27 protein-coding genes and 1 tRNA gene are annotated in these 26,830 nt (G+C 48.2%); 16 read left to right on the forward strand and 12 right to left on the reverse strand.

Translation table 11 applies throughout. The features are described 5' to 3' along the window. Positions 1 to 8: 8 nt before the first annotated feature. The 6 genes from SFW65_04310 (at position 9) to SFW65_04335 (ending at position 5,552) form a co-directional block, all read left to right on the forward strand. Positions 9 to 587: a DNA-3-methyladenine glycosylase I gene (locus SFW65_04310; GenBank protein ID MDX1922335.1), complete on the forward strand. Its 579-nt coding sequence runs from the start codon at positions 9 to 11 to the stop codon at positions 585 to 587. Positions 588 to 616: 29 nt separating this feature from the next. Beyond that, positions 617 to 1,030: a hypothetical protein gene (locus tag SFW65_04315; protein MDX1922336.1), complete on the forward strand. Its 414-nt coding sequence runs from the start codon at positions 617 to 619 to the stop codon at positions 1,028 to 1,030. A 94-nt stretch (positions 1,031 to 1,124) separates the two neighbouring features. Beyond that, positions 1,125 to 2,450, forward strand: coding sequence for a proline--tRNA ligase (locus tag SFW65_04320; protein ID MDX1922337.1), 1,326 nt, complete (start codon positions 1,125 to 1,127; stop codon positions 2,448 to 2,450). Beyond that, complete coding sequence (locus tag SFW65_04325) at positions 2,450 to 3,715, forward strand: lipoprotein-releasing ABC transporter permease subunit (protein ID MDX1922338.1); 1,266 nt, start codon at positions 2,450 to 2,452, stop codon at positions 3,713 to 3,715. The genes SFW65_04320 and SFW65_04325 overlap by 1 nt, the downstream gene beginning before the upstream one ends. 7 nt (positions 3,716 to 3,722) lie before the next feature. Beyond that, a complete protein-coding gene (locus tag SFW65_04330; protein MDX1922339.1) occupies positions 3,723 to 4,397 on the forward strand; it encodes an ABC transporter ATP-binding protein in 675 nt (224 codons plus the stop codon). Between the two features lie 24 nt (positions 4,398 to 4,421). Next, positions 4,422 to 5,552, forward strand: coding sequence for an NERD domain-containing protein (locus tag SFW65_04335; GenBank protein MDX1922340.1), 1,131 nt, complete (start codon positions 4,422 to 4,424; stop codon positions 5,550 to 5,552). A gap of 10 nt (positions 5,553 to 5,562) precedes the next feature. Here the strand turns inward: SFW65_04335 and SFW65_04340 are convergent, their stop codons facing one another. The 4 genes from SFW65_04340 to SFW65_04355 form a co-directional block, all read right to left on the reverse strand. Continuing rightward, the gene (locus SFW65_04340) at positions 5,563 to 6,939 is read right to left on the reverse strand and encodes a pilus assembly protein TadG-related protein (protein MDX1922341.1); all 1,377 of its coding nucleotides are present in this window, start codon (positions 6,937 to 6,939) and stop codon (positions 5,563 to 5,565) included. Positions 6,940 to 6,953: 14 nt separating this feature from the next. Beyond that, complete coding sequence (locus SFW65_04345) at positions 6,954 to 7,523, reverse strand: TadE/TadG family type IV pilus assembly protein (GenBank protein ID MDX1922342.1); 570 nt, start codon at positions 7,521 to 7,523, stop codon at positions 6,954 to 6,956. 5 nt (positions 7,524 to 7,528) lie between these two features. Further along, positions 7,529 to 8,107, reverse strand: a complete 579-nt coding sequence (locus SFW65_04350) for a TadE family protein (GenBank protein ID MDX1922343.1) — start codon at positions 8,105 to 8,107, stop codon at positions 7,529 to 7,531. Positions 8,108 to 8,316: 209 nt separating this feature from the next. Beyond that, the gene (locus tag SFW65_04355; GenBank protein ID MDX1922344.1) at positions 8,317 to 8,763 is read right to left on the reverse strand and encodes a winged helix DNA-binding protein; all 447 of its coding nucleotides are present in this window, start codon (positions 8,761 to 8,763) and stop codon (positions 8,317 to 8,319) included. A gap of 253 nt (positions 8,764 to 9,016) precedes the next feature. Between SFW65_04355 and SFW65_04360 the strand changes: the two genes are divergently transcribed. The 3 genes from SFW65_04360 (at position 9,017) to SFW65_04370 (ending at position 11,051) form a co-directional block, all read left to right on the forward strand. Continuing rightward, a tRNA-Thr gene (locus tag SFW65_04360) sits at positions 9,017 to 9,091 on the forward strand. A gap of 38 nt (positions 9,092 to 9,129) precedes the next feature. After that, positions 9,130 to 10,566: a pyruvate kinase gene (gene pyk, locus SFW65_04365; GenBank protein ID MDX1922345.1), complete on the forward strand. Its 1,437-nt coding sequence runs from the start codon at positions 9,130 to 9,132 to the stop codon at positions 10,564 to 10,566. A gap of 68 nt (positions 10,567 to 10,634) precedes the next feature. Beyond that, complete coding sequence (locus SFW65_04370; protein MDX1922346.1) at positions 10,635 to 11,051, forward strand: hypothetical protein; 417 nt, start codon at positions 10,635 to 10,637, stop codon at positions 11,049 to 11,051. On the opposite strand, the gene SFW65_04375 is transcribed toward SFW65_04370, so the two are convergent. Next, complete coding sequence (locus tag SFW65_04375; protein ID MDX1922347.1) at positions 11,048 to 12,208, reverse strand: ATP-grasp domain-containing protein; 1,161 nt, start codon at positions 12,206 to 12,208, stop codon at positions 11,048 to 11,050. The genes SFW65_04370 and SFW65_04375 overlap by 4 nt on opposite strands. A gap of 68 nt (positions 12,209 to 12,276) precedes the next feature. Further along, positions 12,277 to 13,401, reverse strand: a complete 1,125-nt coding sequence (locus SFW65_04380) for a DUF2336 domain-containing protein (GenBank protein MDX1922348.1) — start codon at positions 13,399 to 13,401, stop codon at positions 12,277 to 12,279. A 396-nt stretch (positions 13,402 to 13,797) separates the two neighbouring features. Between SFW65_04380 and hemC the strand changes: the two genes are divergently transcribed. The 4 genes from hemC to SFW65_04400 are packed head-to-tail and all read left to right on the forward strand — an operon-like array spanning position 13,798 to position 17,932. Then, entirely contained in the window at positions 13,798 to 14,745 is a 948-nt protein-coding gene (gene hemC / locus SFW65_04385; GenBank protein ID MDX1922349.1) for a hydroxymethylbilane synthase, read from the forward strand. 14 nt (positions 14,746 to 14,759) lie between these two features. Next, positions 14,760 to 15,488: a uroporphyrinogen-III synthase gene (locus SFW65_04390; protein ID MDX1922350.1), complete on the forward strand. Its 729-nt coding sequence runs from the start codon at positions 14,760 to 14,762 to the stop codon at positions 15,486 to 15,488. 42 nt (positions 15,489 to 15,530) lie between these two features. Beyond that, the gene (locus SFW65_04395; protein MDX1922351.1) at positions 15,531 to 16,643 is read left to right on the forward strand and encodes a hypothetical protein; all 1,113 of its coding nucleotides are present in this window, start codon (positions 15,531 to 15,533) and stop codon (positions 16,641 to 16,643) included. After that, the gene (locus SFW65_04400) at positions 16,640 to 17,932 is read left to right on the forward strand and encodes a heme biosynthesis HemY N-terminal domain-containing protein (protein ID MDX1922352.1); all 1,293 of its coding nucleotides are present in this window, start codon (positions 16,640 to 16,642) and stop codon (positions 17,930 to 17,932) included. The genes SFW65_04395 and SFW65_04400 overlap by 4 nt, the downstream gene beginning before the upstream one ends. On the opposite strand, the gene SFW65_04405 is transcribed toward SFW65_04400, so the two are convergent. From SFW65_04405 to SFW65_04415, 3 genes are all read right to left on the reverse strand, one after another. Then, the gene (locus SFW65_04405; GenBank protein MDX1922353.1) at positions 17,929 to 18,315 is read right to left on the reverse strand and encodes a hypothetical protein; all 387 of its coding nucleotides are present in this window, start codon (positions 18,313 to 18,315) and stop codon (positions 17,929 to 17,931) included. The two genes, SFW65_04400 and SFW65_04405, sit on opposite strands and share 4 nt — an antisense overlap. 123 nt (positions 18,316 to 18,438) lie before the next feature. Continuing rightward, positions 18,439 to 19,176, reverse strand: coding sequence for a Bax inhibitor-1/YccA family protein (locus SFW65_04410; protein ID MDX1922354.1), 738 nt, complete (start codon positions 19,174 to 19,176; stop codon positions 18,439 to 18,441). 118 nt (positions 19,177 to 19,294) lie between these two features. Beyond that, positions 19,295 to 20,551, reverse strand: coding sequence for a UbiH/UbiF/VisC/COQ6 family ubiquinone biosynthesis hydroxylase (locus tag SFW65_04415; GenBank protein MDX1922355.1), 1,257 nt, complete (start codon positions 20,549 to 20,551; stop codon positions 19,295 to 19,297). Between the two features lie 97 nt (positions 20,552 to 20,648). Between SFW65_04415 and SFW65_04420 the strand changes: the two genes are divergently transcribed. Next, a complete protein-coding gene (locus SFW65_04420) occupies positions 20,649 to 20,987 on the forward strand; it encodes a P-II family nitrogen regulator (GenBank protein ID MDX1922356.1) in 339 nt (112 codons plus the stop codon). 19 nt (positions 20,988 to 21,006) lie between these two features. Next, positions 21,007 to 23,250 (forward strand): mechanosensitive ion channel, encoded by a 2,244-nt coding sequence (locus SFW65_04425; protein ID MDX1922357.1) that lies wholly within the window; start codon positions 21,007 to 21,009, stop codon positions 23,248 to 23,250. On the opposite strand, the gene SFW65_04430 is transcribed toward SFW65_04425, so the two are convergent. Further along, entirely contained in the window at positions 23,247 to 23,984 is a 738-nt protein-coding gene (locus SFW65_04430) for an arginyltransferase (protein ID MDX1922358.1), read from the reverse strand. The two genes, SFW65_04425 and SFW65_04430, sit on opposite strands and share 4 nt — an antisense overlap. Before the next feature lie 108 nt (positions 23,985 to 24,092). On the opposite strand from SFW65_04430, the gene SFW65_04435 reads away from it, so the two are divergent. After that, a complete protein-coding gene (locus SFW65_04435) occupies positions 24,093 to 24,659 on the forward strand; it encodes a hypothetical protein (protein MDX1922359.1) in 567 nt (188 codons plus the stop codon). Here SFW65_04435 and SFW65_04440 read toward each other — a convergent pair. Both SFW65_04440 and motA read right to left on the reverse strand, forming a co-directional pair. After that, positions 24,656 to 25,831 (reverse strand): flagellar motor protein MotB, encoded by a 1,176-nt coding sequence (locus SFW65_04440; GenBank protein MDX1922360.1) that lies wholly within the window; start codon positions 25,829 to 25,831, stop codon positions 24,656 to 24,658. The two genes, SFW65_04435 and SFW65_04440, sit on opposite strands and share 4 nt — an antisense overlap. 18 nt (positions 25,832 to 25,849) lie before the next feature. After that, positions 25,850 to 26,713, reverse strand: a complete 864-nt coding sequence (gene motA / locus SFW65_04445; protein MDX1922361.1) for a flagellar motor stator protein MotA — start codon at positions 26,711 to 26,713, stop codon at positions 25,850 to 25,852. Between the last annotated feature and the right edge of the window lie 117 nt (positions 26,714 to 26,830).

Consider the following 26,830-nt stretch of genomic DNA (forward strand, 5'->3'; position numbering starts at 1 on the left):
GGATAAAAATGAGCGGCTATTGCATCAAAGCGCCATACCACGAAGTTCATGCGCATTACCATAACGAGCAATACGGCTTCCCCTTAACCGCTGAGCATGAATTATTCGAACGTCTTTGTCTTGAAATTTTTCAGGCCGGGTTGTCGTGGGAAATCGTTCTTAAAAAGCGCCCACAGATGGTAAAGGCGTTTGACAAGTTCAATGTAAATAAGGTTGCAGCATATAAAGCGGCGGATATAAAGCGCCTGCTGGCGGATGAAGGCATTATCCGTAACCGTTTAAAAGTGGAAGCTATTATTGAAAACGCTAAACGTCTGATTGCCCTGCGCGATATATACAAAGATCCGCCGCTAAAGGGTTTTTCCGCGTTTTTAAGCTATCATCACCCACTGACCAAACCAGAATGGGTCAAGCTGTTTAAGAAGCATTTCAAATTTACGGGCGGTGAAATTACTGGCGAATTTTTAATGAGCATCGGGTATTTACCCGGTTCCCACGCAGAAAACTGCCCCGTTTATAAACGTCTTAAAAAAGATTATGATGTGCCATGGCTAAACGCGCAAAAGAAAGGCTTTAAATACAAATGATAAAATTGTTTGTTTTGCTTTTTTTGCTGATGCCTGCGCCAGTTTTTGCGCAAGAGAATACTCAAACCATTCGCGTCGATGCATCGGCATGCCGTTATGTAACCAAGCATGTGCCCGATGCCGATGTTGCGTATAAACCCGGTGTCAATGTGCATGGCAAAAAAGTTGTGCCAGCGGATGTTGCGCCGCCAACTGATTATCATGTTGAAGATAGTCTCTACCTTCGCCTTACGCTCGATGCGGCCAAGGCTTTTGGGTTGAAAGTACCAAAAATCCCAACCGTTACGCCTGGCAACAATCCGAATGTGCCAGCGGTAACGGGTGAAACGGTTGCCGGCTATATCACCTTTAAACACGGCAAGGCTTATCTGAACAACCAGCCGCTGGATCACGCGGGTGAGCGCCAGCTGGCGGTTTTGTGCAGTAATCAAAAGCCGCAATAACGCCCAAATCAGGTGATAACTGGGGTGACATTGCTCCGGTTTTTGATTAGCTTCATCTCCTCGCCCAGCCTTATCCAAAGAAGATTAAAATCCCATGCGTTTATCCCAGTATTTCCTGCCTACGCTTAAAGAAAACCCGACCGAAGCGCAGATTGTCTCGCACCGTTTGATGCTGCGCGCAGGACTTGTGCGCCAAACCAGTGCAGGCATTTATGCATGGCTTCCCATGGGCTACCGCGTTTTGCGTAAGATCGAACAGATTGTGCGCGAAGGCCAAGACGAAGCAGGCGCGCAAGAAGTATTGATGCCCACCATTCAACCCGCAGAACTCTGGCAGCAATCAGGTCGCTATGAAGCTTATGGCAAGGAAATGCTACGCATCAAAGACCGCCATGAACGCGAAATGCTGTATGGGCCAACCAACGAAGAAATGATTACCGATATTTTCCGCGCATCGGTTAAAACCTACCGCGATGTGCCGAAGAATTTGTACCACATGCAATGGAAGTTCCGCGATGAAGTGCGCCCGCGTTTTGGCGTGATGCGTGGCCGCGAATTCCTGATGAAAGATGCCTATTCATTTGATCTGGATAAGGCAGGCGCGCGTATTGCGTATCAAAAAATGTTCCTATCATACTTACGTATCTTTGCGCGCATGGGCTTGCAGGCCATTCCAATGCAGGCCGATACGGGCCCGATTGGCGGCGATATGAGCCATGAGTTTATTATTCTCGCTGAAACCGGCGAAAGCGGCGTCTTCTGCCATCCTGATTGGGTAAAGACCGACCCGCTCAAAGAAGCCGTAGGATATAATGATGACTTAAATCCATTCTTTGATAAATACACCAAGCTTTACGCCGCAACCGATGAAAAGCACAAACCTGGCGCAGCTGGCTTGCCAGACAGCGAATTATTGCAAGCACGCGGGATTGAAGTTGGGCACATCTTCTACTTCGGAACCAAATATTCCGAACCCATGGGCGCAAAGGTAACGGGGCCGAATGGCGACCTCATCACCTTGGAAATGGGTTCTTATGGTATTGGCGTATCACGCCTTGTGGGCGCGATTATCGAGGCATGCCACGATGATGCCGGTATCATCTGGCCCGAAGCGGTTGCACCGTACAAGGTTGGCCTTTTGAATTTGAAGGCGAATGACGCGGCGGCGACCAAGATTTGCGATGATATTTACGCCAAACTGCAGCAAGCAGGCGTAGAAGTGCTGTATGATGACCGCGACGAACGCGCAGGCACAAAATTCGCGGATTGCGATTTGATTGGTCTGCCATGGCAAATCATCGGTGGGCGCGGTTTAGATAAAGGTCTTGTGGAGCTTAAGAACCGTAAATCAGGTGAACGTGCCGAAGTAACCATTGAAGACGCGCTCAAGAAAGTGTGCGGCCAGAAAGACAATAAGTAATGTTCAGTACCTTCGAGCGCACAGTTGCATGGCGGTATTTGCGCGCAAAACGCCGCGAAGGCTTTATTTCCGTGATCAGCTGGTTCTCGCTGCTTGGTATTGCGCTGGGCGTTGCAACGCTGATTATTGTCATGGCGGTGATGAACGGCTTTCGCGCCGAACTCTTCTCCCGCATTCTTGGGCTGAATGGCCATTTGAATATTTATGCTCAACGTGGCTTTCTGTATCCTGAGCCAATGTTTACTGATGCGCTGGCAAAAATCCCCGGCGTAAAGGGCATCACCCCCTTGGTGGAGGGGCAAGTACTGACCTCCAGCAAGGAAGCTGCAACCGGCGCAGTTGTGCGCGGCATTAAGCCAGCAGACATCAAGGTGAAGCCCGTGCTTTCCAAAAAAGTGGTGCAGGGCAGTCTGGATGCGTTCCAAGGAGATGGTGTTGCCATCGGCGTTCGTATGGCCCAGCGCTTGGGAGTAAAGGTAGGCGGCAAAATCACGCTAGTCTCTCCGCGTGGTATGCAAACGGCATTTGGCACCGTTCCGCGTATTCAGGCATTCCCGATTGCCGCGATTTACGATGTAGGCATGTTTGAATTTGATAATAACTTTGTCTTCATGCCCATTGAAACCGCGCAGAATTTCTTTGGCATGGGCCAAGGTAATACAGCGGGGATTACCATGCTGGAAATGATGGTCGCTGACCCAAATAAAATGAATGATGTTTATGATGCCGTGATTAAAACTGCGGATGACACATCTAAACAGCCGCTGCGTTTGCTAAGTTGGCGCGATGTGCATGCCAGCTTCGTGAATGCATTACAGGTAGAGCGAAATGTGATGTTCCTAATTCTCACGCTCATCATTTTGGTCGCAGCCTTTAATATCATTTCCGGCATGATTATGCTGGTGAAGGATAAGGGGCGCGACATCGCCATTCTGCGCACCATGGGTGCAACACGCGGTTCAGTGATGCGTATATTCTTTCTTTCCGGCGCATCAATTGGCGTGGTTGGCACGTTGGCGGGCGTTGCGCTTGGTGTTGGGTTTAGCCTGAATATTGAAAACATCCGCCAAGCGCTGCAAAGCCTGACCGGAACGGAACTTTTCTCACCTGAAATCTACTTCCTTTCCCAGCTTCCTGCCAAATTGGATATGGGCGAGGTGGTGCAGGTGGTCATTATGGCGCTGGGACTTTCATTCCTTGCCACGCTATACCCCTCATGGCGCGCTGCGCGTCTCGATCCGGTGGAGGCGTTACGTTATGAGTAATGGGGTTATGAATAATGAAGTGCTTATCACCCGCGATTTGCGCAAAAGCTTCCGCAGCGGTGAAAACCGGCTGGATGTCTTGCGCGGTGTAAGCGTAACGCTCAAACCCGGTGAAATGGTTGCGCTGGTGGGGCCTTCGGGGTCTGGGAAATCAACTTTGTTGCAAATCATCGGTCTGCTGGATAAAGCAGATTCAGGAGAGCTGATTATTGCTAGTGAAAAGGTTATTGCGAATAGTGATGAGCAACGCACGGCGCTTCGTTCCAAACGCATAGGTTTTGTCTATCAATTCCACCATCTGTTGCCAGAATTCTCGGCGCTTGAAAATGTATCCTTGCCGCAGATGATTGCAGGCCGTTCCCCAACGGTTGCCGCCGAACGGTCAAAAGAATTATTAACAAAAGTAGGGCTGGAGCACCGACTCAGCCACCGCCCCGCAGAGCTATCCGGCGGCGAGCAGCAACGCGTTGCGATTGCGCGTGCACTTGCGAATAAGCCGCGATTGCTGATTGCCGATGAACCAACTGGCAATCTCGATGCCGCTAATGCGACTATGGTTTTTAACGTATTAAGGGAAGTATGCGTTAACGAACAGGTCGCGATTCTGATGGCGACACACAATCTTGAATTGGCGCAACTATTAAACCGTGTTATTGAAATGAAAGACGGCATAGCCGTTTAGATTCTCAACACGGCGTAGTAACATATGGTTTCAGGCGTACAGGCCCTTGCACCCAACCTATCCCGCGATGAGCAACTTCGCGGGCGGCAGAATGTTCGCACTGCGCTGCGCAATTTCACCAGCGAATTATTGGTCTTTTATAATCCCAAAGTAAATTTGGAGGAGATGGACGACTTATACGATCGTCCGCTCGACATCGTGCTGCTGCACCGTTCCAAAGGCTTGATGGGTATCAGCATCAAAAGCGGCGAAATTGTCGAGGAAAGCGGCGACCTTGTAAGTCAGTATCAGCCGAATAAAGAATATTACAAAATCATCGATCCGATTAAGCAGGCGCAAAAGGCCATGATGGCATTACTGGATGCGTGCGACCCGGCGTTAAAAGAATTTGTGCCAATTAGTGTGATCGTAATTTACCCTGATACGCATAAATCCGAATTTATGCATGCGAACCCCTTATTCCTTTTTGAAGAAGATTTGAAATCTGACCAGTTGCAGCAGCAGTTGCTGGATTTGTATCTGGAAAACTGGGATACAGAAAAAGCGCTGAAATATGCGGCGAATGCAACGCGTATCAAGGAATTCCTAAAGACCCATAGCGATAATAATATCGAACGGGTGGAGCGTAAGGAAACGCTCAGCAAGCTTGGTGTACGCGAAGAAAAGAAAGCCTATGTGCTGCCAAGTAAGACTGCGCCGGGTGCGATTGGTGCCCAAGCTGCCAAGGCAGCCAGCGTGCCGCCGCGCCTTGCACAACAACCTGCGCCGCGGGCTGTATCACTTCCGCCGCAAGCGGCTCAACAACAATCTGTACAGCAACGTACCCAACCTCAACGTAGCCAACAAAAATCTGCGCCAAACCAGCGCGTACAGCAAAAGCCATCTCCACAAAAAGTGGCCCCGCCCAACAGGGCGATGCGTGTGGCGGTTCCGCCGATTAAGACCGCCCCCCGAAAACGTGTTGATCTTTCGATTGAACCGCAAAAAAATCCACTCGTTAGCTTTTTTCAGGATATGGAAGAGCGCTGGCGTTATGAAGAGCGCGTCGCGCTTAGCGGCAAACAGTGGGGCATGGTTGTGGCCTGCGCTGCGATTTTCGTATGCGTTGCCTATTTCATTGGCCGCAACGCCGGTATCATCATGCGCATGCACTGAGCGTGTTTAGCTATTTGCTGATATGCAAGTTCGACAGTGAATCCCCAATCGTCTGGAATGCGCTATGCAACGTGTCATAGGTCGGCGAATTGAAGAAATAATCCGGCTTTGATGCGCAATTTGAATACAAATTAGCAATCGTCGAATTATTCAAATCATATAGCAGGGTATAGACAATGATGCCTTTGGCTTTCATCGCATTGCAAACCTCTAGCGTGCGTCTATCCAATTCGGCTACAGCATTGCTGCTATTGGTTGTGCCCAACTTGCCATCCGACAAATACCAATAGGATGTGCGGGTGCTGTTGCTCATTGTATTTTGGCCGTCGGTAAGAATGATGGCAACTTTGGTCATTTTTTCTGTACCGTAATCGAGTGGCAGGTTATTCGCATTCATCGTGCCACCCCATAAGCCGCGCCATTTGGGTGACAGCATGCGCCATCCCCACACCGCGCCAAGGTTCACATGCGTATTCCCATTTGCGGTCATGGCGTTAATGCCTTCCAGAATGGCAGCCTTCTGGTTGGTCATAGGCGTCACTTCTTTCGAGCAATACGCATTTGGCCCGCGTGTAGAAGTGATGGTTGAGTATGTAACCCTGCCTCTTCTGCTAACGGTGCGCCATGTGTTATTGCTATCGCTTGGCCAGTAATAGGCGCGCAATTTGTCGGCTGTAGTGGTTGGTGGATCATCGGATTGGTCTTTGCCGCCATCCTGCGCATCGACGCAGCCGCCCCATGATGTTGGCCCCCAATCAAACGTGGTACCATCCAGCCAGCTGGTATGGCTATTGCCGATATTCACGCTTTGCGCAAATGGCACAAGCCCGATCCATAAATCATCCTTGGTGGCATTATTACCAAATAGAATGTTCACAAGGTCGGTCGCTGATGCTTTCAGCTCAGTCAATTTCTGGCCAGCCATGGAGCCTGTGTTATCCATAACGAGCACCAGTTCAAGACCGCTTGATGCTCTCGCAATTTCGGTATGTGCATTAACCGTCATGGTGTTAATGCCGACGATACCCATGAAAATGGTGGGGATAGTTGCGCTAGCAGTAATAATAGGCGGATTGCCTTCGGTGTTATTGACGAATTGGAGTGGTGATATGGTCGCATCCATATAGCCTTGTGGAAAATTGACGTTGAAATAGTTATTAGCCATCGTTTCAACCTGTGTTGGTTGCGCATTAACAATCGAACCAGCGGCAAGGGCTGCTGCATCCAGCGTGTCGGATAATTTGGCCTGCGCCATCTGTGCGCGCGCATAGTCAATAGATGCACCAACGGATGAAATAATCGCTGTGAAAGCCAGCGCAATAATTGGTGCTGCCACGCCGCGCTGATCTTTTAGCCCGCGCAGGAAGCTTTGCATTAACGGTGCCATGATGGTCTCCTTCCTTACTGGGTAGAAATGACGTTAAGCGCGCCTAGGCGTGGCTTATAAAACGCATATTTATAAAGCTGAGGGTTGCTGCCGTTGAACATATTGGTCACCAGATTTTCGTGATTATAAAACACTTCAGCGATAATCACGGTTTCTCGTTCATTTAATACGAAGCCTTCCGGAAGTGGGCTGGCAAATCCAGCGCCGCCGAAATTACTATGGGTATTTGTCAAGGTGCCGCCACCTTCATATTGCCATGCAACTTTTGGCGTATCGTTTACTTCACGATGAACCGATGTGATGATGACATGTCCAAGGCTTGAGAACGGGAACGGTTTCATGATTTCGCTGCTAGCGGATAATATATTTTCCAGCTCTGCGGTTGTTATTGCCTCGCCTTGTGATACCACGTCGGCAATGGTATGAGCCATTTTTTCGGTACGTTCATTCACCAGAACGAAATTAGAAATTTCAACCACGCCCAAAAATAGTGTCATCAACATCGGCAACACAACCGCCAGTTCAATCGCTGCGACACCGCTATTGTCTCTTATCAACTGCATCAAGCGTGTTTGCTGTTTCATACTACTCAACCGTAGGGTTCGTTGCGCACCACAATGTGCGAGGTCAAATTAATAAGCCCGTTATTTGCCAATATCTGCGAAAGAAATGGCGTCATGACCTGCCATGGGTAGGATATTTCATAGACAACAATTTCTCCGGCAACGCCAAGGCCTGTTGTGCCCATATCGGCATCCCACTGGCCGTTGGAATTAACATCGGTATAGGTTTCTCCGGCATCATATACACCATTTGTATTGCGATCGACGAAGGGTTCGGGTCTGCCAATATCGCCAAACGCTTTATATACCCGTGTAACGATTGTAATTTTTGCTGGGTCTAAAAAGCCAGACAAGCGTTGGTTGATGCTATTGCGAATGGTTTGTTCGCGCGAAATGTTTTCTTCCTGATAGCCTGTTTTGCCGGTGCGTGTACCTGTATTGGCTGCATTTTCCAAGACGTTTGCAGCCATAAACACCATCGAGAATTCCAGAATACCGAAAATGAAAAATAGCAAAACAGGCAGCACAAATGCAAATTCAACAGCGGTAATACCACTGTTGTCGCGTGAAAAACGGGACAGGATGTTGCGTTTTCTAATGCTCATTTTACACATAACGGTGTTCGCGAATGAGGTTAGAATAGCGCTATCGCGCTTAAGGTTTGTTTAGGAAACCAGTGGATTTTTTGTAGATTTTACAGGGTTTTACTTCCAAAATCGAAGCAATAACGCCATCCATCAATGGGATAGCCGCAAGGATATGCTTAAAGCAAATTAAGGGTATTAAATATACATCAACAAAGGGACAAAACTTGCTAGTACTTCATCAAGGAAGTCCAGAAGCGCTCCAGTTTACGTAGCATATCGTTGAGTGGAGTAAGGTCGGCATCTGCCAGAGTCGCAGGGCTAAGCGATGCGATTTGACGGTCAAATTGTTCTTTCAGCATCTTGTGAAGCACAAGGCCTTTTTCCGAAAGCTTTACGCGAATAGAGCGTTTATCGTGCGGTGATTTTTCCTGAATGATGTAATTATTTTCGGTCATCTTCTTGACGTTGTAAGATACGTTTGAACCGAGGTAGTAGCCGCGCACGGTCAATTCACCTACGGTCATTTCATCTTCGCCAATATTGAACAAAATAAGCGCCTGCACGTTGTTAATGTCCTGAATATTGCGGCGATCAAGATCGATTTTCACTACTTCAAGATAGTAGCGGTGAAGGCGTTCGATAAGGAGAACGGTGTCGAGATATGCGTGGCGCAAGGCGATACTCCTGAAAAAGGCTTGGTCGGCAGAGGTTTGGGCGGGTTATTAAACAGGCGGATTGATAAAAGATGAACCTAATCAAGAGTATTAGAATCGTCCTTACCAATTCGTTAATAATATCAGGACAAAATAAACAAACAAGATGTCAGAAATGATGATTGCAAAGGCCAAATATCACCACTAAAAACGTGCGTTACGTAGGAACAATGAAATGCTCGATAGGCACAGTTTCGTTTATTCAGCATCAATTGCCGGTTTAGCTCAGCGGTAGAGCAGCGGTTTTGTAAACCGAAGGTCGGGAGTTCAATCCTCTCAACCGGCACCATTTCCTTCAAAGGCGCGCTCAACAGGAGCGAATACCCAATGCCCCCGATTAAACGTACGCGCCGCCCCAGTCATACTAAAATTGTTGCAACGCTTGGTCCCGCAAGTTCAAGCGCAGAAAAAATCAAAGCACTATTCGATGCTGGCGCTGATGTGTTCCGTTTGAATTTCAGTCATGGCACGCATGATGATCATCGTGCGCGCTATAATCTTATCCGCGCACTCGAAAAAGAATTTGCGCATCCCATTTCCATTCTGGCTGATTTGCAAGGCCCAAAGCTGCGCGTAGGCACATTTAAAAACGGCAAGATTGAATTGAAAGCAGGCCAGTCGTTCCGACTGGATATGTCGCCCGATGCCGGTGATGAAACGCGTGTGCAACTGCCGCATCCTGAAATTTTTGCAGCGATAGGTAATGATGCAGATGTGCTGCTCGATGACGGCAAGGTGCGCTTGCGCGTGACCAAATCAGGCAAGGATTTTGCAGAAACAACCGTGATTGCTGGGGCCACATTATCAGATCGTAAAGGCGTGAATGTCCCAAGTGTGATGTTGCCATTATCGGCGATGACTGAAAAGGACCGTAAGGATTTAGCAGTAGCATTAGAAATGGGGGTAGATTGGATTGCGCTTTCGTTTGTGCAACGTGCCGAAGATGTGGAAGAAGCGAAAAAGATTATTGCTGGGCGGGCGGGGTTGATCGCCAAGATTGAAAAACCATCTGCTGTACACCAGCTTAAAAAAATTATCGAAGCAGCAGATGGCCTTATGGTTGCGCGCGGCGATTTGGGCGTTGAGCTGCCGCTTGAAGACGTGCCAAGTATTCAAAAGCGTTTAATCGCCAAGGCCCGCAGTGCTGGCAAACCCGTCATTGTCGCAACACAGATGTTGGAATCCATGATTAACTCGCCAACGCCAACAAGGGCCGAAACATCGGATGTTGCCACGGCGGTTTATGATGGCGCAGACGCAGTGATGCTATCTGCTGAAACTGCCAGTGGTGCATATCCGGTTGAAGCAGTGGTGATGATGGACCGTATTATTTCGCGCGTAGAGGTAGATACGTATTATCGTACGCAAATTGCCGGTTATCATCCGCCCTTACAGCAAAACACATCCGATGCGATTACCGCAGCTGCGCGGCAGGTTGCAGAAACGGTGGGCGCGGTGGGTATTGTGACTTACACAACATCGGGTTCGACTACACTGCGCGCTGCGCGTGAGCGCCCGCAGGTGCCCATCATTTGCATTACCAAGGAAATCAGAACTGCACGTCGTTTGGTTTTATCGTACGGGGTATATCCTATCCCCGGTTTTGATCCGAAAACCTTCAACGAAATTGTGTTATTCGCGTGCCAGATTACGCAGGAACATAACCTGACAAGAAAGGGTGATAAACTGGTGATTACTGCTGGGGTACCGTTTGGCGTTCCTGGCAGTACCAACATTCTGCGGATCGCTGAAATTGCCGAATAATCGGTTGATGCCTGATTTTTGCCAAGATAATGTTATTTAATACTCGAACCAACCAAAAGGGGCCTTTGATGAACAAGCTATTAGGAACGATCGTGTTATCCATGCTGCTAATGAGCGGAACGGTTCATGCGGCGGAACCAGTGGCTGCGCCAGCAAGCGAAACACCAAAGGCAACGCCAAAAGCCCCAGAGGCGGGCCGCGAACAGCAAGCTGAACCAACCAAAACACAGCACCAAGAAAAAGAAAAAGCGGTCGATGCCTGTGGCGGTGCAGCCAATTACATTGGCCTTCGCATTCTTGCAAAAGGCGAAACCCTGGCCCCAGGTAGCCGTAAGGTGGATGTTTCCAAATTACCCCAAGGTACACGGGTATATGATGCCAAAGAGGCGCACCCACAACCAAATAGTTCAGATGCATCAAATCCCAAGCGTTTGAATTTGATTATTGATTATCGGAATGTGATTGCGGAAGCATTCTGCGGCTAGCGCTTAAAACCCAACAGTTTCCCAAGCTTGTTCAGCGCCCGTTGCGCTAGGTCTTTAATAACTAGCCAGAAGGTAAAAAACAACAAGCGTGGGTCGTGTAACGGCAGACAATCCCAACGATTATCCTCGTTAATAACCCATGCAAGCAGCGCCTTAATATTACCTTTGCGGATATTATAAAGAACATCGCGTTCAAAGTTGCGCGCAAGCTTGTTATTATCGGGCGAAAGAAAATTGTGGACATCAAAATCAGGTTGCTGATACGCCAGTATCGCTTGCGCAAAATCATTGTCGAACCGCTTAATCTGATTGGCATAGCCATTGGGCCTGCAATCCATTTCAAATATATGGAATTCTTTTCCATTGTCTTCGTGCAGCACGCCGATATTCATCATGCCGTGCAGGTTTAGTGTGGCCCCCAGTTTTTTTAAAAACTCCACATAGGGTAAGGCAGAGACAACGCCGCGCGCGGTTGAAACCCCTAAATCGCCATGCATCATCCCCAACATCAAGCTGGCATTACAGGCAACCAGTTGGCCGTTAAAGAATAGCGGGTCAATACGCACCTGTTTTCCGACGATGAATTTCTCAACGATATGAGCACCTTCGCGGCATTTCTTGACACAGGCTGCAACATCATCCTGCGTTCTGCAAATGGTTACGCCCTCGCTGCCAAGGCTATGGTCAGGTTTTACAATGGCAGGAAGCCCAATTTCGGCAATGGCCTGTTGAATATCGGCAACCCGTTCGCATACCCTAAAAGGGGCAACATTAAAACCCAGTGATGACAATGTCTGGCTGGCGCCACATTTGCCTTCCATCAGTTTAAAATAGTTGGAATTGCCTAGCGGGCCAATCCGCGCTTTCAATTCATCACTAATTGAACTGGTGGCAATAGCGCGCACAAGGTTGTCATCACCTAAAATGATCCAGTCAAAAGCCTTTGGATTATCGCTGACGAGTTTTGCAATCTGGATGATAACAAGATCGGGATTATCCGATGAATCAATCCAGTGCGAAACATCGCGCCCACCATAAGGTTTGTATTTGGGGTGGGCGATAACTGTCGTTGTCAGGTTGGCGCGCTTGAATAGAGCCGGATACTCCCCGCTCAAGCCACGGCTGTTATGCGTTGATGCAATAAGTACATTCTTCATGACTAATGCTAGAGCAAATTATGGTGGCGTGGAAAGCTAGATAAACGTGAGAATTAGGACGAAAAGGCTTAGTGAATGGCCTGTTTCAGGCGGCTGAGCAGATAGCTTGGATCTTTCTTCCAAGTATCAATAAGGGTCTTGGCAGTTGCGGTTTCCAGCTTATCGAAGGCGGCAAGTGCTGAAGACAATTCTTTTGGATTGACGATTTGTTCGCCGGGGCGTGCGCCGCGGCTTAACAAGAAAATGGATACAAAGCTTGGCTTATCGACGCCAATCGCTTTACATAAAACGGATACTGAACGTCCGCCGTCTTCTGAAACCATCATATCAATGATTGATACATCAAGGCCGGTTTTCATTGCCAGCATGATGTCGAATAACTTAAAGAAACCCATGCGCAGCGCTTGAATCATTGCGCGCGGTGTAACGGCTTCGCGTTCCGCAAACCATTCAGCCACTTTTTGCATGGCTAAATCATCGTTGCGGTCGGTTTCCATGCTGGTCAGCAAATCATTCACTGAATTTTCCAGTGCTTGGTCAACTTGGCCAGCGGTTATACCAAAACGGGAAACGATAGAACGGCGAAGTTCTGCGCCCACCCACCAATACAGCTGTTTGCCCATATCTGCGGTAAGTTCGGGACGGTTCGTCAGTGGTTCATGGAGCTTTTTGCCAAAGCGTGCAGCTTCAATCATTACATGGAGTGTGCGCTGTGAAAGTTTCGCGCCAAGATTGGAAGCAACTACGGCCATTACGTCCACATCGCCGGTCGCTACCATCGCATCGACAACGGCTTCGCTGATGGTTGTGCGTTCAGCAATTGAAAGTGCATGGTCAGTGCCGCGTGCTTCAATCACGAAAATCAAATCTTCGTCTTTCAGGCGTGCGCTATTGATAAGAATTGGTTTTGCAACTTCCGGATGTGAATCGCATGCAAGGTTCAGCAACACACGGTGTGGAACATTCGCCGAGAAGGACAGGCGCTGCGATAACATTTGTTTGACTTGCGGTGTTGTATTACCAACCAGCTCGTCAATAATTTCGTTGATCAGAATTTGTTCGCGATCACTTAATGCATTATCGGAAAGGAAGATATCGGCAAGTATGCCTGCCAGCTTGACGCGGCTTGGCTCGGAACGCTCTCTGGCGAGATTGAAAATCTCTGGTAATTTTTCGCCGATTGTTACGTTCATGTTATAATACTTTGTTTTCCTATTTCGTACGGAAGTGATTCAAAATTCCGCCTAAAATCTTAATAGCCATATCAGTAAACACTGTAATCGTTAAAAAACTCTTCATTTACATATCGGTTTCAATAATTTCAGGCGATTTTATGGTTAAATTCAATTAATTGCACGGCGAAAATCATGGAAAATTGTCTTAAATTTTATGGGATATTTGCTGAAAATTAGCAAATATTAACGTCATTTTGTCGCAGCGCAGCGCGACGCCAATAGAAACCAAGGAAATCAGCCATTTTGCAGATGAAGATTCAGGTGACGCTTTAACTAAACTATGTTTTATCTGCCCCACGAAAATTTTTTTCGTAAATTGGCTGTCGCCGTATTTTTTTCAAAAGTTTCCTTGAAATGCAGAATCGATTTTCAAAAGTTTTACGCCTCGGCACGCGCGGAAGTCCATTGGCATTGGCTCAAACGCAAACCGTATTGGCCCAGCTGCGCACGCATTATCCTGAATTGAATGATGCTACTGCGGTTGAAATTGTGGTTTTGAAGGCCTCTGGCGATCATATTCTGGGCAGCAAGGACGAGCGTCTGGTCGATGTAGGTGGCAAGGGGCTGTTCACAAAGGAACTGGAAGAAGCTCTTTTTGAAAACCGTATCGATATTGCGGTTCATTCAATGAAGGATGTACCGACATGGCTACCCCAAGGGCTTGAAATTGTTGCAAGCCTGACGCGTGAAGACCCGCGCGATGTGCTGATTACCAATGGCATTGATAGCCTTGATGGCTTGCCCAAAGGCGCGGTTGTGGGTACGTCCAGCCTTCGCCGTCAGGCGCAGCTTTTGAATAAACGCCCGGACTTAAAAGTGGTGCCTTTGCGCGGCAATATCGACACGCGCATAAAAAAGCTCGAAGCGGGGCAGGTAGATGCTACATTACTTGCTTATGCTGGCTTAAAACGGATTGGCCTAACATCACGTGCCAATGGAATTTTGGATACCAGCACTATATTACCTGCGGTGGCGCAGGGAATTATCGGTCTTGAAATTCGCGCGGGCGATGACGGTATTCGCAGTGCGCTCGGTGTAATTAACTGTGCCAAAACCATGTCATCCATGGTGGCAGAACGCGCCATGTTGGAAGTGTTGGATGGTTCATGCAATACACCTATTGCAGGACTTGCCGTACATAATTCCGGTGGATTATTCCTGCAAGGGCTTGTCGCGGATTCCCAAGGCAAAGGTATCTGGCAAGCGGAGCAAACTGCCGCTGCCAGTGATGCGGTAAGTCTGGGCCGCGAAGTGGGCCGCGCGTTACGCAAGCAAGTTCCTGCAGGTATCTTACCGGAATAATAGAAGTTCATGATATGAAACCAGTCATCCTCATCACCCGTGCAATTGAACACGCTACTGCGACGCAAAAGGATGTGGAGGCGCTTGGAGCGGATACGCTGCTAGCCCCGCTGATGGATATTCAGCCTGTAAAGGGTGTCGAGCCGATTTCCGCAACAACATCAGCGCTAATTATCACCAGCCGTAATGCGTTGGCGGGTATAAAAAACCTCGCCAATATTGAAACAATCCCGATGTTTATTGTGGGTAAAGAAACGGCAACCTTGTTCAAAGATGCAGGCTTTAAACATATAGTGGCTACTGCCGAGCAATCGGCCGATTTACCGCGCCTTATCAAGGCGTCGGTACAACCCCATGCTGGCGCGCTGCTGCATATTACTTCAGAACATGCGCATACCGAATTTTATGAACCATTGCTGGATGCGGGCTTTGGGATTGACCAGCGCCTTGTCTATACAGCTGACGCGATAAAGCAGTTTGACGAGGCAACGCAAGCGGCAATACAGCACAATAAACTGTCAGGGGTACTGTTTTATTCGGCCCGAACGGCGGATATTTTCAATGGCCTGATTACAGCCGCCGGGTTACAGGCAAGCACCAAACAGTTAAGCGCATTTTGCTTGAGCAATGCGGTTGCGGCCGCACTGGATAAAGCAGGATGGAAATCGCTTTTCGTTGCAAAATCACCCACTCATCAGGCGATGATGGATTGTTTAAGGGATTGTCTTGCAAAAGGCCTTTGAAAGCCACATTCTACTGATAGTTCAATTGATTGGTGGTTTAGCATGACTAATGAAAATTCCTCCAGCTCCTCGCTGATGAAATCCAATTCAACGATTAATCCAAAGTCGCCGCACATTCCCGGCACAACGCGCGCAACGATTGCATTTATTTTCTCGCTGCTTGCACTGGGCATTTCGGGTTATCAGTTATGGTCAACTGCCGATGTGCGTGAAGGCAAGGTGGTATCGCCGTTAATGACCGAAAAGTCATCAAGCGATATGGAAAGCCGTTTAAAAGCGCAAGAAAATACCCTGACGGTGATGAATGACACGTTCAAAAAGCAATTCGATACCTTGCAGCAAAAGCTTGCTGAAATACCCGCACCTTCAAAAGACACAGCGGAGCTTTCAGGCACTGCCGCTGCTGTAAATATCAAAATGGCAGATTGGGAAAAGCAAAACGCCGAATTGCGCCAACAAATTAAAGCGGAACTATTGGCTAAATCAAAAAACATAGCAGCTCTTGCAGTGTTGGAACACATCACGCGCAAGGCGCAGTTGGGGCTATCGTTCCAGAATGATGTAAAGGAACTGGAAGCAACCATCATTCCCAATGAAACATCGGCTCATGCCTATAATTTGTTGAAAGGGTTTGATAAGCCGCTAACGTCTGACACGGCTTTATTAAACGGGCTTCATGCGCTCACGCCTGATTTTCTTGCGCGTGAAAAACTGGATAAGGCCGATGGGCTGATGGATAAAATTGGCATTCAGCTGCAAAAGCTGGTGGTCGTGCGCAAGAAAAACGGGCAGGTGGATGATGGTACCCCCATCGGCAAATCGCTGGATGAATTGCAGACCGCAATTGTTACGGGCGATTGGCCCAAAGCAACCAGCATCGCTTCCACGTTTGCTGAGAAAAACACGGTGCAATTACCCAAGGGATTTGCTGAGTGGCAGGAAAAGCTGCGTGACCGCGCCTTGACGGAAGAAGCGGTAAATGCGCTTCAGCATCTTGTTTTGAATGATTTGAAGGATGTCAGCATTCCTGTTGCCGAACCAACAATGTCGGCATCACCAGTGGCTGCGCCTGTAGAAAAGCCGCTAATTAAAAAGGTTCCCGAAAAAGTACAGGAAAAAGTACAAGAAAATACACCTGAGGAACCCGTCAATTGATTAAATTACTCGTATTCCTTTTAAAGATAATTTTGGTCGTCTTTGTTGCCGTTTGGGTGGCAGAGCGTGCTGGCCGAATTACCTTTGAATGGAAGGATAGTGTTATTGAAACATCGGCTGCGCTAGCGCTAGGTGTTGTGGTTTTACTCATTATAATTTCATACAAAACCGCGAAAACCGTTGCGGCTATTCGTAATACGCCGCGCCTTTATCGTATGCACACGCACTTGCGCCAGCAACGCTTGGGACAAAAAATGTTGACCGATGCGATTGGCGCATTTTCCGAACAGAAAAAAGTCAAGGGTGCGAAGTTCCTGCGTAAGGCTGAAAAGCTGCTTGGCCCATCGCAGATTGTCGATCTGGTAAAATCCCATGTGGGGCAATCTGTTATTGAACCCACGACCAGCACGGTTGCCGAAGCAAGCTCACCCTATGCCTGGAAACAAATCATTGAACAACATCTCCGTGATAACAAGCAGGGGGAGGCGTTGCAGGCAGCCACCAGTTTTGCCGATAAGCATCCCCAATTGCCGCTAGCAAAAAAATTATTGTTTGATGTATTGGTGCGCCAGCGCAGCTGGGAAAAAGCAATGCAAACGCTGGAACAGCTTCGTGCCAATCACAGCATGCCCCGCAAGGAATGGCGCGACACCAAGGCCGCTTTGCTTACTGAACGTGCCAGAGAAGCGCTGGAACACAATCACGCAAGCCAGGCATTTGAAATGACCTTGCAGGCTGACCGTATGCACCCCAACTGGGTGCCAACAGTACTGACATCAGCACGCGCGCTTGCCAAGCAAGATAAGGCAAAGGAAGCAGCGGCGCTCATTGAACGTGCGTGGCCCAATTGCGCGCATGAACAATTGGGTGATTTGTATTTAAGTTTAAAAACCGGCCGCAGTGATTTGCAAAAAGCTCAAGCTGCAGAAAAACTTGCCAAAAGCAATATGGGTAATGCGGATTCAAAATTACTCGTTGCGCGCGCACTGACCAAAGCAGGCCTTTGGGGCCAAGCGCGCAGTTATGCTAAAGCGCTGGCCGATAGCCATCCGCGCCGCGATTATTATGATTTGCTCGCGCATATCGAAGATATTCAAACGAATGATAAAGCTGCCGTGGCACGATGGAAAAATCTGGCAGTTTCCGCGCCGCCAGATGAAGCATGGGTGTGCATATCCTGCAAACAACCCCACGGCGAATGGCAGGGCATTTGTGCATCCTGTAACGGCTTCAATACATTGCAATGGTCAACACCACTGCACAAACAATCCATTGGGAATAAGGCTTAAGGTATAAGCCGTGCAAGCAGGTTTAGTGCACGGGTCCATAATGGCGTTGGCTGCGCGTAGCGATCTGCCGCAGGAACCATTCTGTAGTAGTTAGCCGCCCAAATATCATTCACGGTTGTTTCAGTCGTAACACGATATTGCAATTCTTTGCCATAAAGCAGCGTAACTATTTCATCGCTATGCGTTGCTGCAATTGAAATTGCTTCGGGCGCAACCTCTTTGATGGGACGATGTGGGCAATTACCGACAGGTTCTATCAACATGCCGTGAACGGGCGAGCGCCAGACATTAAAAGAACCAATCACTTCATCCGCGGGTCTAGCCGTGATTGCTATTAGTTCTTGTGCAGATATTTTGGTGTCAGGACGAATAGGGGACATCATATCTCCAACAGAAAAATTTATGAAATATATGAAAGGATTACTGCATTTATCGGTAAGTGTTCAAGCCATAAAAAAAACCGCCTGATTTTCATCAGGCGGTTTTAATAGGTTATGTAGCAGCGCTTAATTTCTGCGGCTGCCCATGAATTGCAGCATGTACTGGAACAGATTCACAAAGTTCAAGTACAGATGCAATGCCGATAATATGGCCAGCTTGTCATTGCTTTCGGCGCCATAGCTTTCGGAATAAGTGTCCTTGATGCGCTGGGTGTCATAAGCGGTTAAGCCCACAAATACCAGCACACCAATGCCGGAGATGATGAAGTGCATCATCGTGGAATGAAGGAATATATTCACGATGGATGCGATGATAAGACCAATCACCGCCATCATCAGGAAGCTGCCGAATTTGGTCAAATCGGCTTTAGTTGTATATCCCCATAGCGATGTTGCAGCAAACATACCCGCCGTTACAAAGAAGGTGTTCGCAATGCTTGCGCCAGTAAAGATGATAAAGACGCTAAACATCGAAACGCCCATCAATGCGCAGAATAGCCAGAACATGCCTTGCAAGGTCGATGCTGAAGAACGCTGTGATACAGCGCCCATGAACAGCATGAATACCAATGGGGCAAACATGGCAACATAGCCAAGGATGGAAATTTGGCGGGTTGCTTCGTTAAAGAAGGGTGCGTAGAGCGCTGGATTTTCACCAATCAGCCAGGCAACAAGCCCGGTGATGGCAACACCTAATCCCATGTAATTATAGATACGTAGCATGTGGGCACGAAGGCCAGCATCCATACCTAGGCGCTCAATGGTTACACTGTCGGCACCGCGATTGAATGGGTTGTTCGTCATTTTTTTCTCCTGTTAAACGCGAGGGTGGTTATTCGCGTACAGCCTATATAGTAACAGATTGTGACGATTCAATGTTATTTGAAAATAACGATATAATTTCAAGGTGTTACTTGACCGGTCATTTACCTTGGGAAAGCAGGCCCATGGCCATACGGGAAAAGAATTTTTTTGCAGGCGGAATCTTTTCAATCAGTGCCAACCCAAACCGGCGAACAAGACGTAATGGCAATACATTATTTGAGAACAGTTTTACCAATATGTCGGTCGCGGTCATAAACGTGAAGTGATCAAGCTGGCGACCTGCATCATAGCGTTGCAGCAATTCATCGGCGCCCACTTCGTCTCCTGCTTTGAAACGCATCTCCACCAAATCACCCAATACGCCAATATCGCGAACGCTTAAATTAAATCCCTGTCCTGCAACGGGGTGCATGCTATGTGCAGCTTCGCCAATCAAGGCAAGGCGGGTGCTGTGCAGACAATCAGCCAGCATAAAGCGCAGCGGGTATTGCTGGCGCGGAGTTACAAGGCTTATCTCGCCAAGTGTGTCGCAGCCGCGCGCTTTCAATAAACCGATAAATTCACTTTCCGGCATGGTGCTTAGTGCTTGGGCTGTATCGGGGCGTTCAGTCCATACGATGCTGGAGCGGTTATCACTCATGGGCAATACAGCAAATGGTCCGCCGGGGTAAAAATATTCCAACGCCAGATTACCATGCGGTTTGGTGTGCTTAATGGTAACCACCAGCGCAGTTTCATTATACGACCAATGCCTTGCTTTAATGCCCGCATGCTCTCGGCAGAATGATTTTTTACCATCCGCGGCAATCAGCAGCTTCGCGCACGGCATCGACCCATCATCCAACGCCAGTGTTACCCCGTCTTCTTCATAATGAATATCCTGAATGGTGACAGGGCAGGCGAGACGTACATTTTTCAATTCAGCAAGGCGTTCGAATAGTGCGGTGCGGAAGACCGTGTTTTCCACAATATAGCCAAATGCGGTGTCACCTGAAGCAGGGCCGGTTGCGCCACTTAGCGCAGAGGCATCGCGTACAAAAACATCCTTGCTTTCAAAATCAAGCGTCAGGGCGCTGCGCTGATCGGCAACGCGAATATCATCAATAGGGCAGGTACTGTCTTTTATTTTTTGCCACACGCCGCAGGCATCCAGAATTTTGGTGGAGCCATAAGCGATTGCGGTGGTGCGGCCATCAAACGCTGTGCTGGTCATTTTGGCTTGCGCTTCGCGCTCAACAACCAATACATCCATCCCGGCGCTGCCAATCCGCGCAGCCATGGTAAGCCCTGCAAGGCCGCCGCCAGCGATGATGACATCATACTGCTTTTTTGAATTTATGGATGTTTTACGCATAATTGACCATGGGTAATGATTGCTATAATTTAGGCCAAATCATCAAATACGCAATACTCTATACAATGCGCATTTTGTCACTTCTTGGAGCCCTTATATGAAAATGATTATTGCTGTCATCAAACCCTTTAAACTGGCCGAAGTGCGTGAAGCACTGAACGACATGGGTGTGCATGGCATGACAGTAACAGATGTGCGTGGGTATGGACGCCAAAAAGGTAACTCGGAAATGTATGTTGGCGCAGAAGCGGCAACCAGTTTTGTTAACAAAGTAAAATTTGACATTGCGGTGGAGGATAACCAAGTCGATGCCGTTGTGGACACGATTTTGAAATCCGCCGGCAGCGGCAAAGTGGGCGATGGCAAAATCTTTGTTTACAATATCGAACAGGTTGTGCGCATCAGCACCCATGAACGTGGCGCAGCAGCCATCTAACCATATTTTACGTGTACCCATGCGGTTTTTTTCATTTGTCTTTCTACTGGTTCTATCATGTGCCGTACCTGCGTTTGCGCAGGTAGCAGCCCCAGTAGCGGCAAAAGTCGAAGAAGTTTTAAATAAGAATGAAACCAAGCTGACCGATGAACAAATGACAACGGTCATCCAGTTGCTGGAAAGCCAGCCGGAACGGGATGCGTTCCTTAACAAGCTTAAAGCGTTAAAAGCGGCAACAGCTTCAACCGATCCTGCCAAGAAAGAACCGGTTGTCCCCAGTGTGCAGGCGCTGGATGCCATTACCAATTCCATGACGGCGGCAAGCTCGACCTTCACCATGATTGTGCGAAGTTTTGCCGATTTGCCGCAAGTATCCAAATGGCTACAAAAGCAGTTTGACAGTGAACAAGCGCGTGCCGCATGGCTGAATTTCTTTGCGCAGGCAGCAGCAGCCATCGTTGCTGGTCTTGTTGCCAAATATATTGTGAAGCTGTTTTTGCGCCGCCCGCGTCGTATGCTTGCGGAATTAAAATTCGATAATCTACCATCTAAACTTGGCGCGTTTTTCGGGTATCATTTATTATCATTGTTGCCTGTCATTGGCTTTACCGCTGCCGCGTTATTCACTCTTGGCGTATTCGAACTTGAACCAAAACCTGCAAAGGCCATGGTTGCGTTTCTTGATGCGTTTATTGTGCAGCATGTGATTACATGGGTATTGCAAATGGTTTTCGCGGAACGCGCCTCGCGGTTGCGCTTCCTGCCGCTTGCGGATGAAAGCGCAGCGTATCTGTTTGTGTGGTGTACCAGATTGTCGGCATTTATCGTATTCGGCTTTTTTCTGTCACAAGCGGCCCTTTATCTTGATGTGCCAAAAGGCTCTGTTCACGCATTCTCGTCTTTCATGGGGCTGATGATAACACTTATGGTGGTGATTATCGTTCTGCAAAACCGTGTGCAGGTTTCAAGCTGGCTTCGCGGAAAAAATAAAGGGGAACAAACTACCTTTGTTCAATCCACACGCGAACGCGTTGCTGATGTATGGCATGTGCTGGCAATTGTATATCTGGTGATCGGGTACGTGATTGCGGCACTGGATATCGAACAGGGCTTTACAACGCTTATCAAAGCAACGCTGGTCACGGTAGTAACTTTTATTCTCTTCCGTTTTATTATTTCCAGCATCGACCATCTGGTTGAAAAAGGCTTTGCGCTGCCCGATGAATTGAAACGTCAATTCCCGTTCCTTGAACAACGCACCAATTCCTATCTTCCTATACTGGAACGGGTGGTAAAAGCCTTTGCCTGGATTATTGGTACGCTGATTATTTTAAGCGCATGGGGCTTTGATACGGCGGCATGGTTTGCCTCACCCATCGGTAAAAAAATGCTCTCGGCGGCGGTTTCAATTACCATAACCTTGTTCATCGTTGTTGTGGCTTGGGAATTTGTCAGTAACGGTGTTGACCGTTACCTGCAAGGCGAAGATGCGCATGGTCGACGAATAGAACGCAGCGCACGCATGCGCACATTATTGCCGCTTATCCGCTATGCGTCGCATACAACGCTGATTATTATTGCAACCTTTATCATCCTTTCCGAATTCGGGCTTGATATCACGCCGCTTCTGGCGGGTGCCGGTATCATCGGTTTGGCTGTGGGGTTTGGTGCGCAAACATTGGTGAAAGATTTTATCACCGGCCTTTTCATCTTGCTTGAAGACACGATTTCGGTTGGTGATGTGGTAAAGGTCGGTGACCATTCCGGCGTAGTTGAAACATTCACCATCCGCACCCTGCGTCTTCGTGATCTGGAAGGGCGCGTACATTCCATTCCGTTCAGTGAAGTCACAAGCATTATCAATCAGACCAAAAATTTTGCTTATGTACTTATTGAAGTGGGTGTCGCATACGATGCGAACCTGAAGCAAGTCATGCAAATTATGAAAGACGTGGCTGATGGCATGCGCAAGGATCCGGCTTATGCGCGCTATATATACGAAGCGATCGAGGTTTTAGGAATTGAACGCTTTGATGCATCATCCATCGCCATGCGCGCGCGCATGAAGACCGATGGTCAAAAGCAATGGGCAATTAAACGTGAATACTTTATGCGTTTGAAAATGGCCTTTGATCAAGCAAACATCGAAATTCCATATCCGATTACAACCAATATTCACACCGCACGTAAGCCTGAAGATTTAGCATTGGTTACGCAGGAAATGAATCAGGCAACGCCTGTTGATGCCAAGGTCACACCTTAACCATCAGATGCAAAATCTTCCCAACCCGTCGCCGTGAGGCGTTGTAACGCAGGAAACCGCGCTTTGTATGCCATTTTGCGGGATTGTTTTATCCAATACCCCAGATAGACAAATTCCTGCCCCTGTTTTTTTGTTTCTTCAACAAGGCGCAGGATGAGTTCTGTTCCAAGGCTGCGCTTATCAAGCAAAGGGTCAAAAAAGCTGTAAACTGCTGATGTGCCACTTGCCAATTTATCAATCAGCATCGCGCCAACGGTAATATCCGCTTTATCTTTCAGACATAGTAATGCGCCGTTTTCACTGCCTTCGTTCATCATCGCGATAAAATCGGGCAATTGCATTTGCGCCATGTCGCTCTGGTTATGCCGTGCCTGTTGGTAGGTACTGAATAGTCCGTATAACGGTTCCGCTTCGCGGGTTGAAATCACATGCGTCGTCAGGTCACGGTTTTTACTGTGAATTCGTTTTAAATTTCGGGTAAGCGCAAATTCATTTGCCTTGATGCGCACAGGAACGCAGGCCATACAGGTCGGGCAGGCGGGCCTGTATATAATCGTCTGGCTGCGGCGAAAGCCAAAGGGTGTTAACTGACTGGTAAGAAGATAATCGGATGACTCATTACCCGAAAGGCGGGTAAAAATCTTCTGTTCCACCTGCCCATCCAGATAGGGGCAAGGGCTAGGCCGCGTTAGATAAAAGGGCAGTTCTTTCAGCTCTTCGCCAATAAACGACATAAACGAAGCCTATACCTAAAATTTGAAGCAATTCTTAAGCAGAATTCAGAGTTGGTTAAGCCGAATAAACTATATTTCTCTTATTCAATTTTTGAAAAGGGATTTTTTATGGGCGGTTTAAACGATTTGTTTGCGCAGGTTACTGAGCCATCATCTGGCCGTGCGCTTACTCAAACTGTGCCAAATGCGTTTGCAATCAGAAAGCATTTTGCCGATATGCGCATAGCAATGGCAATGGATGGTCAAAGAACTCCTGGCCATGACTGGTTTGAAAACCGCGCAGGCGGCATGGAAAACTTCAACCGATTGCAACAGCACGTGCTTGACCCGAATTTTGCGGGTAATGACCAATTTCCCAAAGATATGGTAGATGGATTGCGCAGAACCATGAGCGCGACCAATTATAATGCAGCAATGGTTGAAGCGATGGTCAAATCGATTGTTATAAAAGCTTCAATTCCAACAACTTCAAATATTCCAGCAGCTGACCGCGATGCATTACAGGCGATTATCAATGGTGCGGTAACCGCTTCACCAACGCCTGCTGCGCCATTAATTACCCCAAGCGAAGCTCCACGTTCTACCCCGTCCAGTGGGCCGACGGTTACCCCTTCCGCCAGTCCATCAGATGCTGCGCGAGGAACGCCATCACGCGCACCTGTTGCGCCGAATTAATGAATAGGCGATGGCGGCGTTAAGCGCGGCATATTGCCCGGCGTAAGCGCAGGCGCTGCCGGTGTTTCCGGCATCTTGTTGGTAAAATCAGCAGCAGGGTGAATGGCAGGGCCTTCTGGTGCTGTCTGTGCATCTGGTTTTTTTGCAGCATCTGGCGGCGTTTCCTGCTTTTCATTCCCATAGCGACGCAGCAAAACGATGCTGATGCGGCGGTTTTGTGGGTTCTTCGTATCATCTTTCATTAATGGTTCACGGTCAGCCTTGCCGCGAATATCTGTTACACGGTCTTCGGTAAACCCGCCTGCAATCAATGCCATCATACTTGAATAAGCGCGGCCTGCAGATAACTCCCAATTGTTACTGCGCGATATGCCGCGATAAGGGGTGCTATCTGTGTTACCTGCCACTGTGATTTTGTTGGGAAGACGCGAGATAACCTTGCCAACCGTCATCACCAAATCGCGGCCACGTCCAACCAGATTGGCATTTCCCGTAGAAAACAGCGAATACCCGTTTTTATCAACGATCTGAATGCGCAAACCTTCCGGTGTACTATCGATTAGTAGATTTTCTTCAAGTGAAGCCATTTCAGGCGATTGTTTGATTGCTTCACGCAGGGCATCTTCGGCCTTTTTGAAACTTTCTTCTTCGCGTTTCTTGGCTTCTTCCAAGGCTGCTTCGTTCATTTTATCTGGCGCGACTTCTTCGGGCACATTATTCGCAACCAGTTTTTGCAGCTGGGAAACCGCAGCCGCATCGCCGCTGGTCAGCTTGTCATTCAAGTTTTTGTCAGTGCCCGCAGGGTTGCCATAAGCCGGGTCTTCATGATGGTCTTCATCGGTTTCATTTTGTTCAGGCACCGCTTTGCTTACACCCGGCGGTGACGTTTCATTGATTTGTGCGCCTTCAGTTGTAACGGTCTTCCCGCCAAATACGCCGCCCGCACCGGATTCAGATTTGGAGATAGAGGCGGGAGAGAAGTAATCCGCGATACCCTTGCGTTCAACGTCTGTAGTTACATTGAGCAACCATAGCAGCAGGAAGAAGGCCATCATCGCCGTTACAAAGTCGGCATAGGCAACTTTCCATGCGCCACCATGATGACCATGGCCACCTTTTTTGATGCGCTTGATAATAATGGTGGTGCCGCCGCTATCGTTACCTTTGGCCATGCGTTCTGTCCTGTAAGGTTAACCTGGTGCAGGCAATGCGGATGTTGCTTCTTCCATTTCCAGAAAGGTCGGGCGCATATCATTGGGGATGGATTTACGCGCATATTCAATGGAGATGGATGGCGCATAACCGCTTAAATGTGCAAGCAATCCAACCTTGATAACCTGATAATATTTACCGTTCAGTGCGAATTGCGCATTCAATGCATTGGCCAAAGGTGCCAGATAACCATACGAAACCCACACGCCGAAAAATGTTCCAACAAGCGCGCCGCCAATCATGTGGCCCAGAACTTCGGGTGGTTCGGTAATCGACCCCATGGTTTTAATAACGCCAAGCACCGCTGCTACAATACCAAGTGCGGGCATACCGTCAGCCATACTTTGAATGGCGCCGGAAACTTCGTGCTCTTCTTGATGGTGCACTTCGATTTCCTGATCCATTAATGTTTCAAGTTCATATGGCTTATCAGCGCCCAAGGTAACAAGACGCAGATAATCGCAGAAAAATTCAACAGCATGGTGATCGGCCAAAAAGGTCGGGAAGGGTTGAAATAGCGTGCTTTCATCTGGCTTTTCAACATGGGCTTCCAGCGCCAACATGCCTTTGGTTTTAGCAAGCTTGAAGGTTTGATATAAAACGCTCAGCAGTTCGATGTAGCTTTGCTTGCTGTGCGCGGGTTTTTTAAATGCGGTGGGCAGTAATTTTCCAACACGCTTGAGTGTTGCGGGAGTGTTCGATGTAATAAAAGCGCCAATCCCTGATCCAAGAATAATGATAAATTCAAAGGGCATCCACAGCACAGCAAGATTGCCGTGGTCAAAGGCATAGCCGCCCATGGTGCAGAAGATCACAACCAAGATACCGATAATTGCGTTCATGTTTGTATTTTCAGGCCGTTTTGAAAAAAAAGGTTTCGGTAAATCGGTGAGTTACGTAGACAGCGCTACGCTTTGTTAAGTATTGACCAGTGAGTGTTAAAGAGAATTTAACGAAGT

Source organism: Alphaproteobacteria bacterium (assembly GCA_033762625.1).
Taxonomy (GTDB): domain Bacteria; phylum Pseudomonadota; class Alphaproteobacteria; order UBA9219; family RGZA01; genus RGZA01.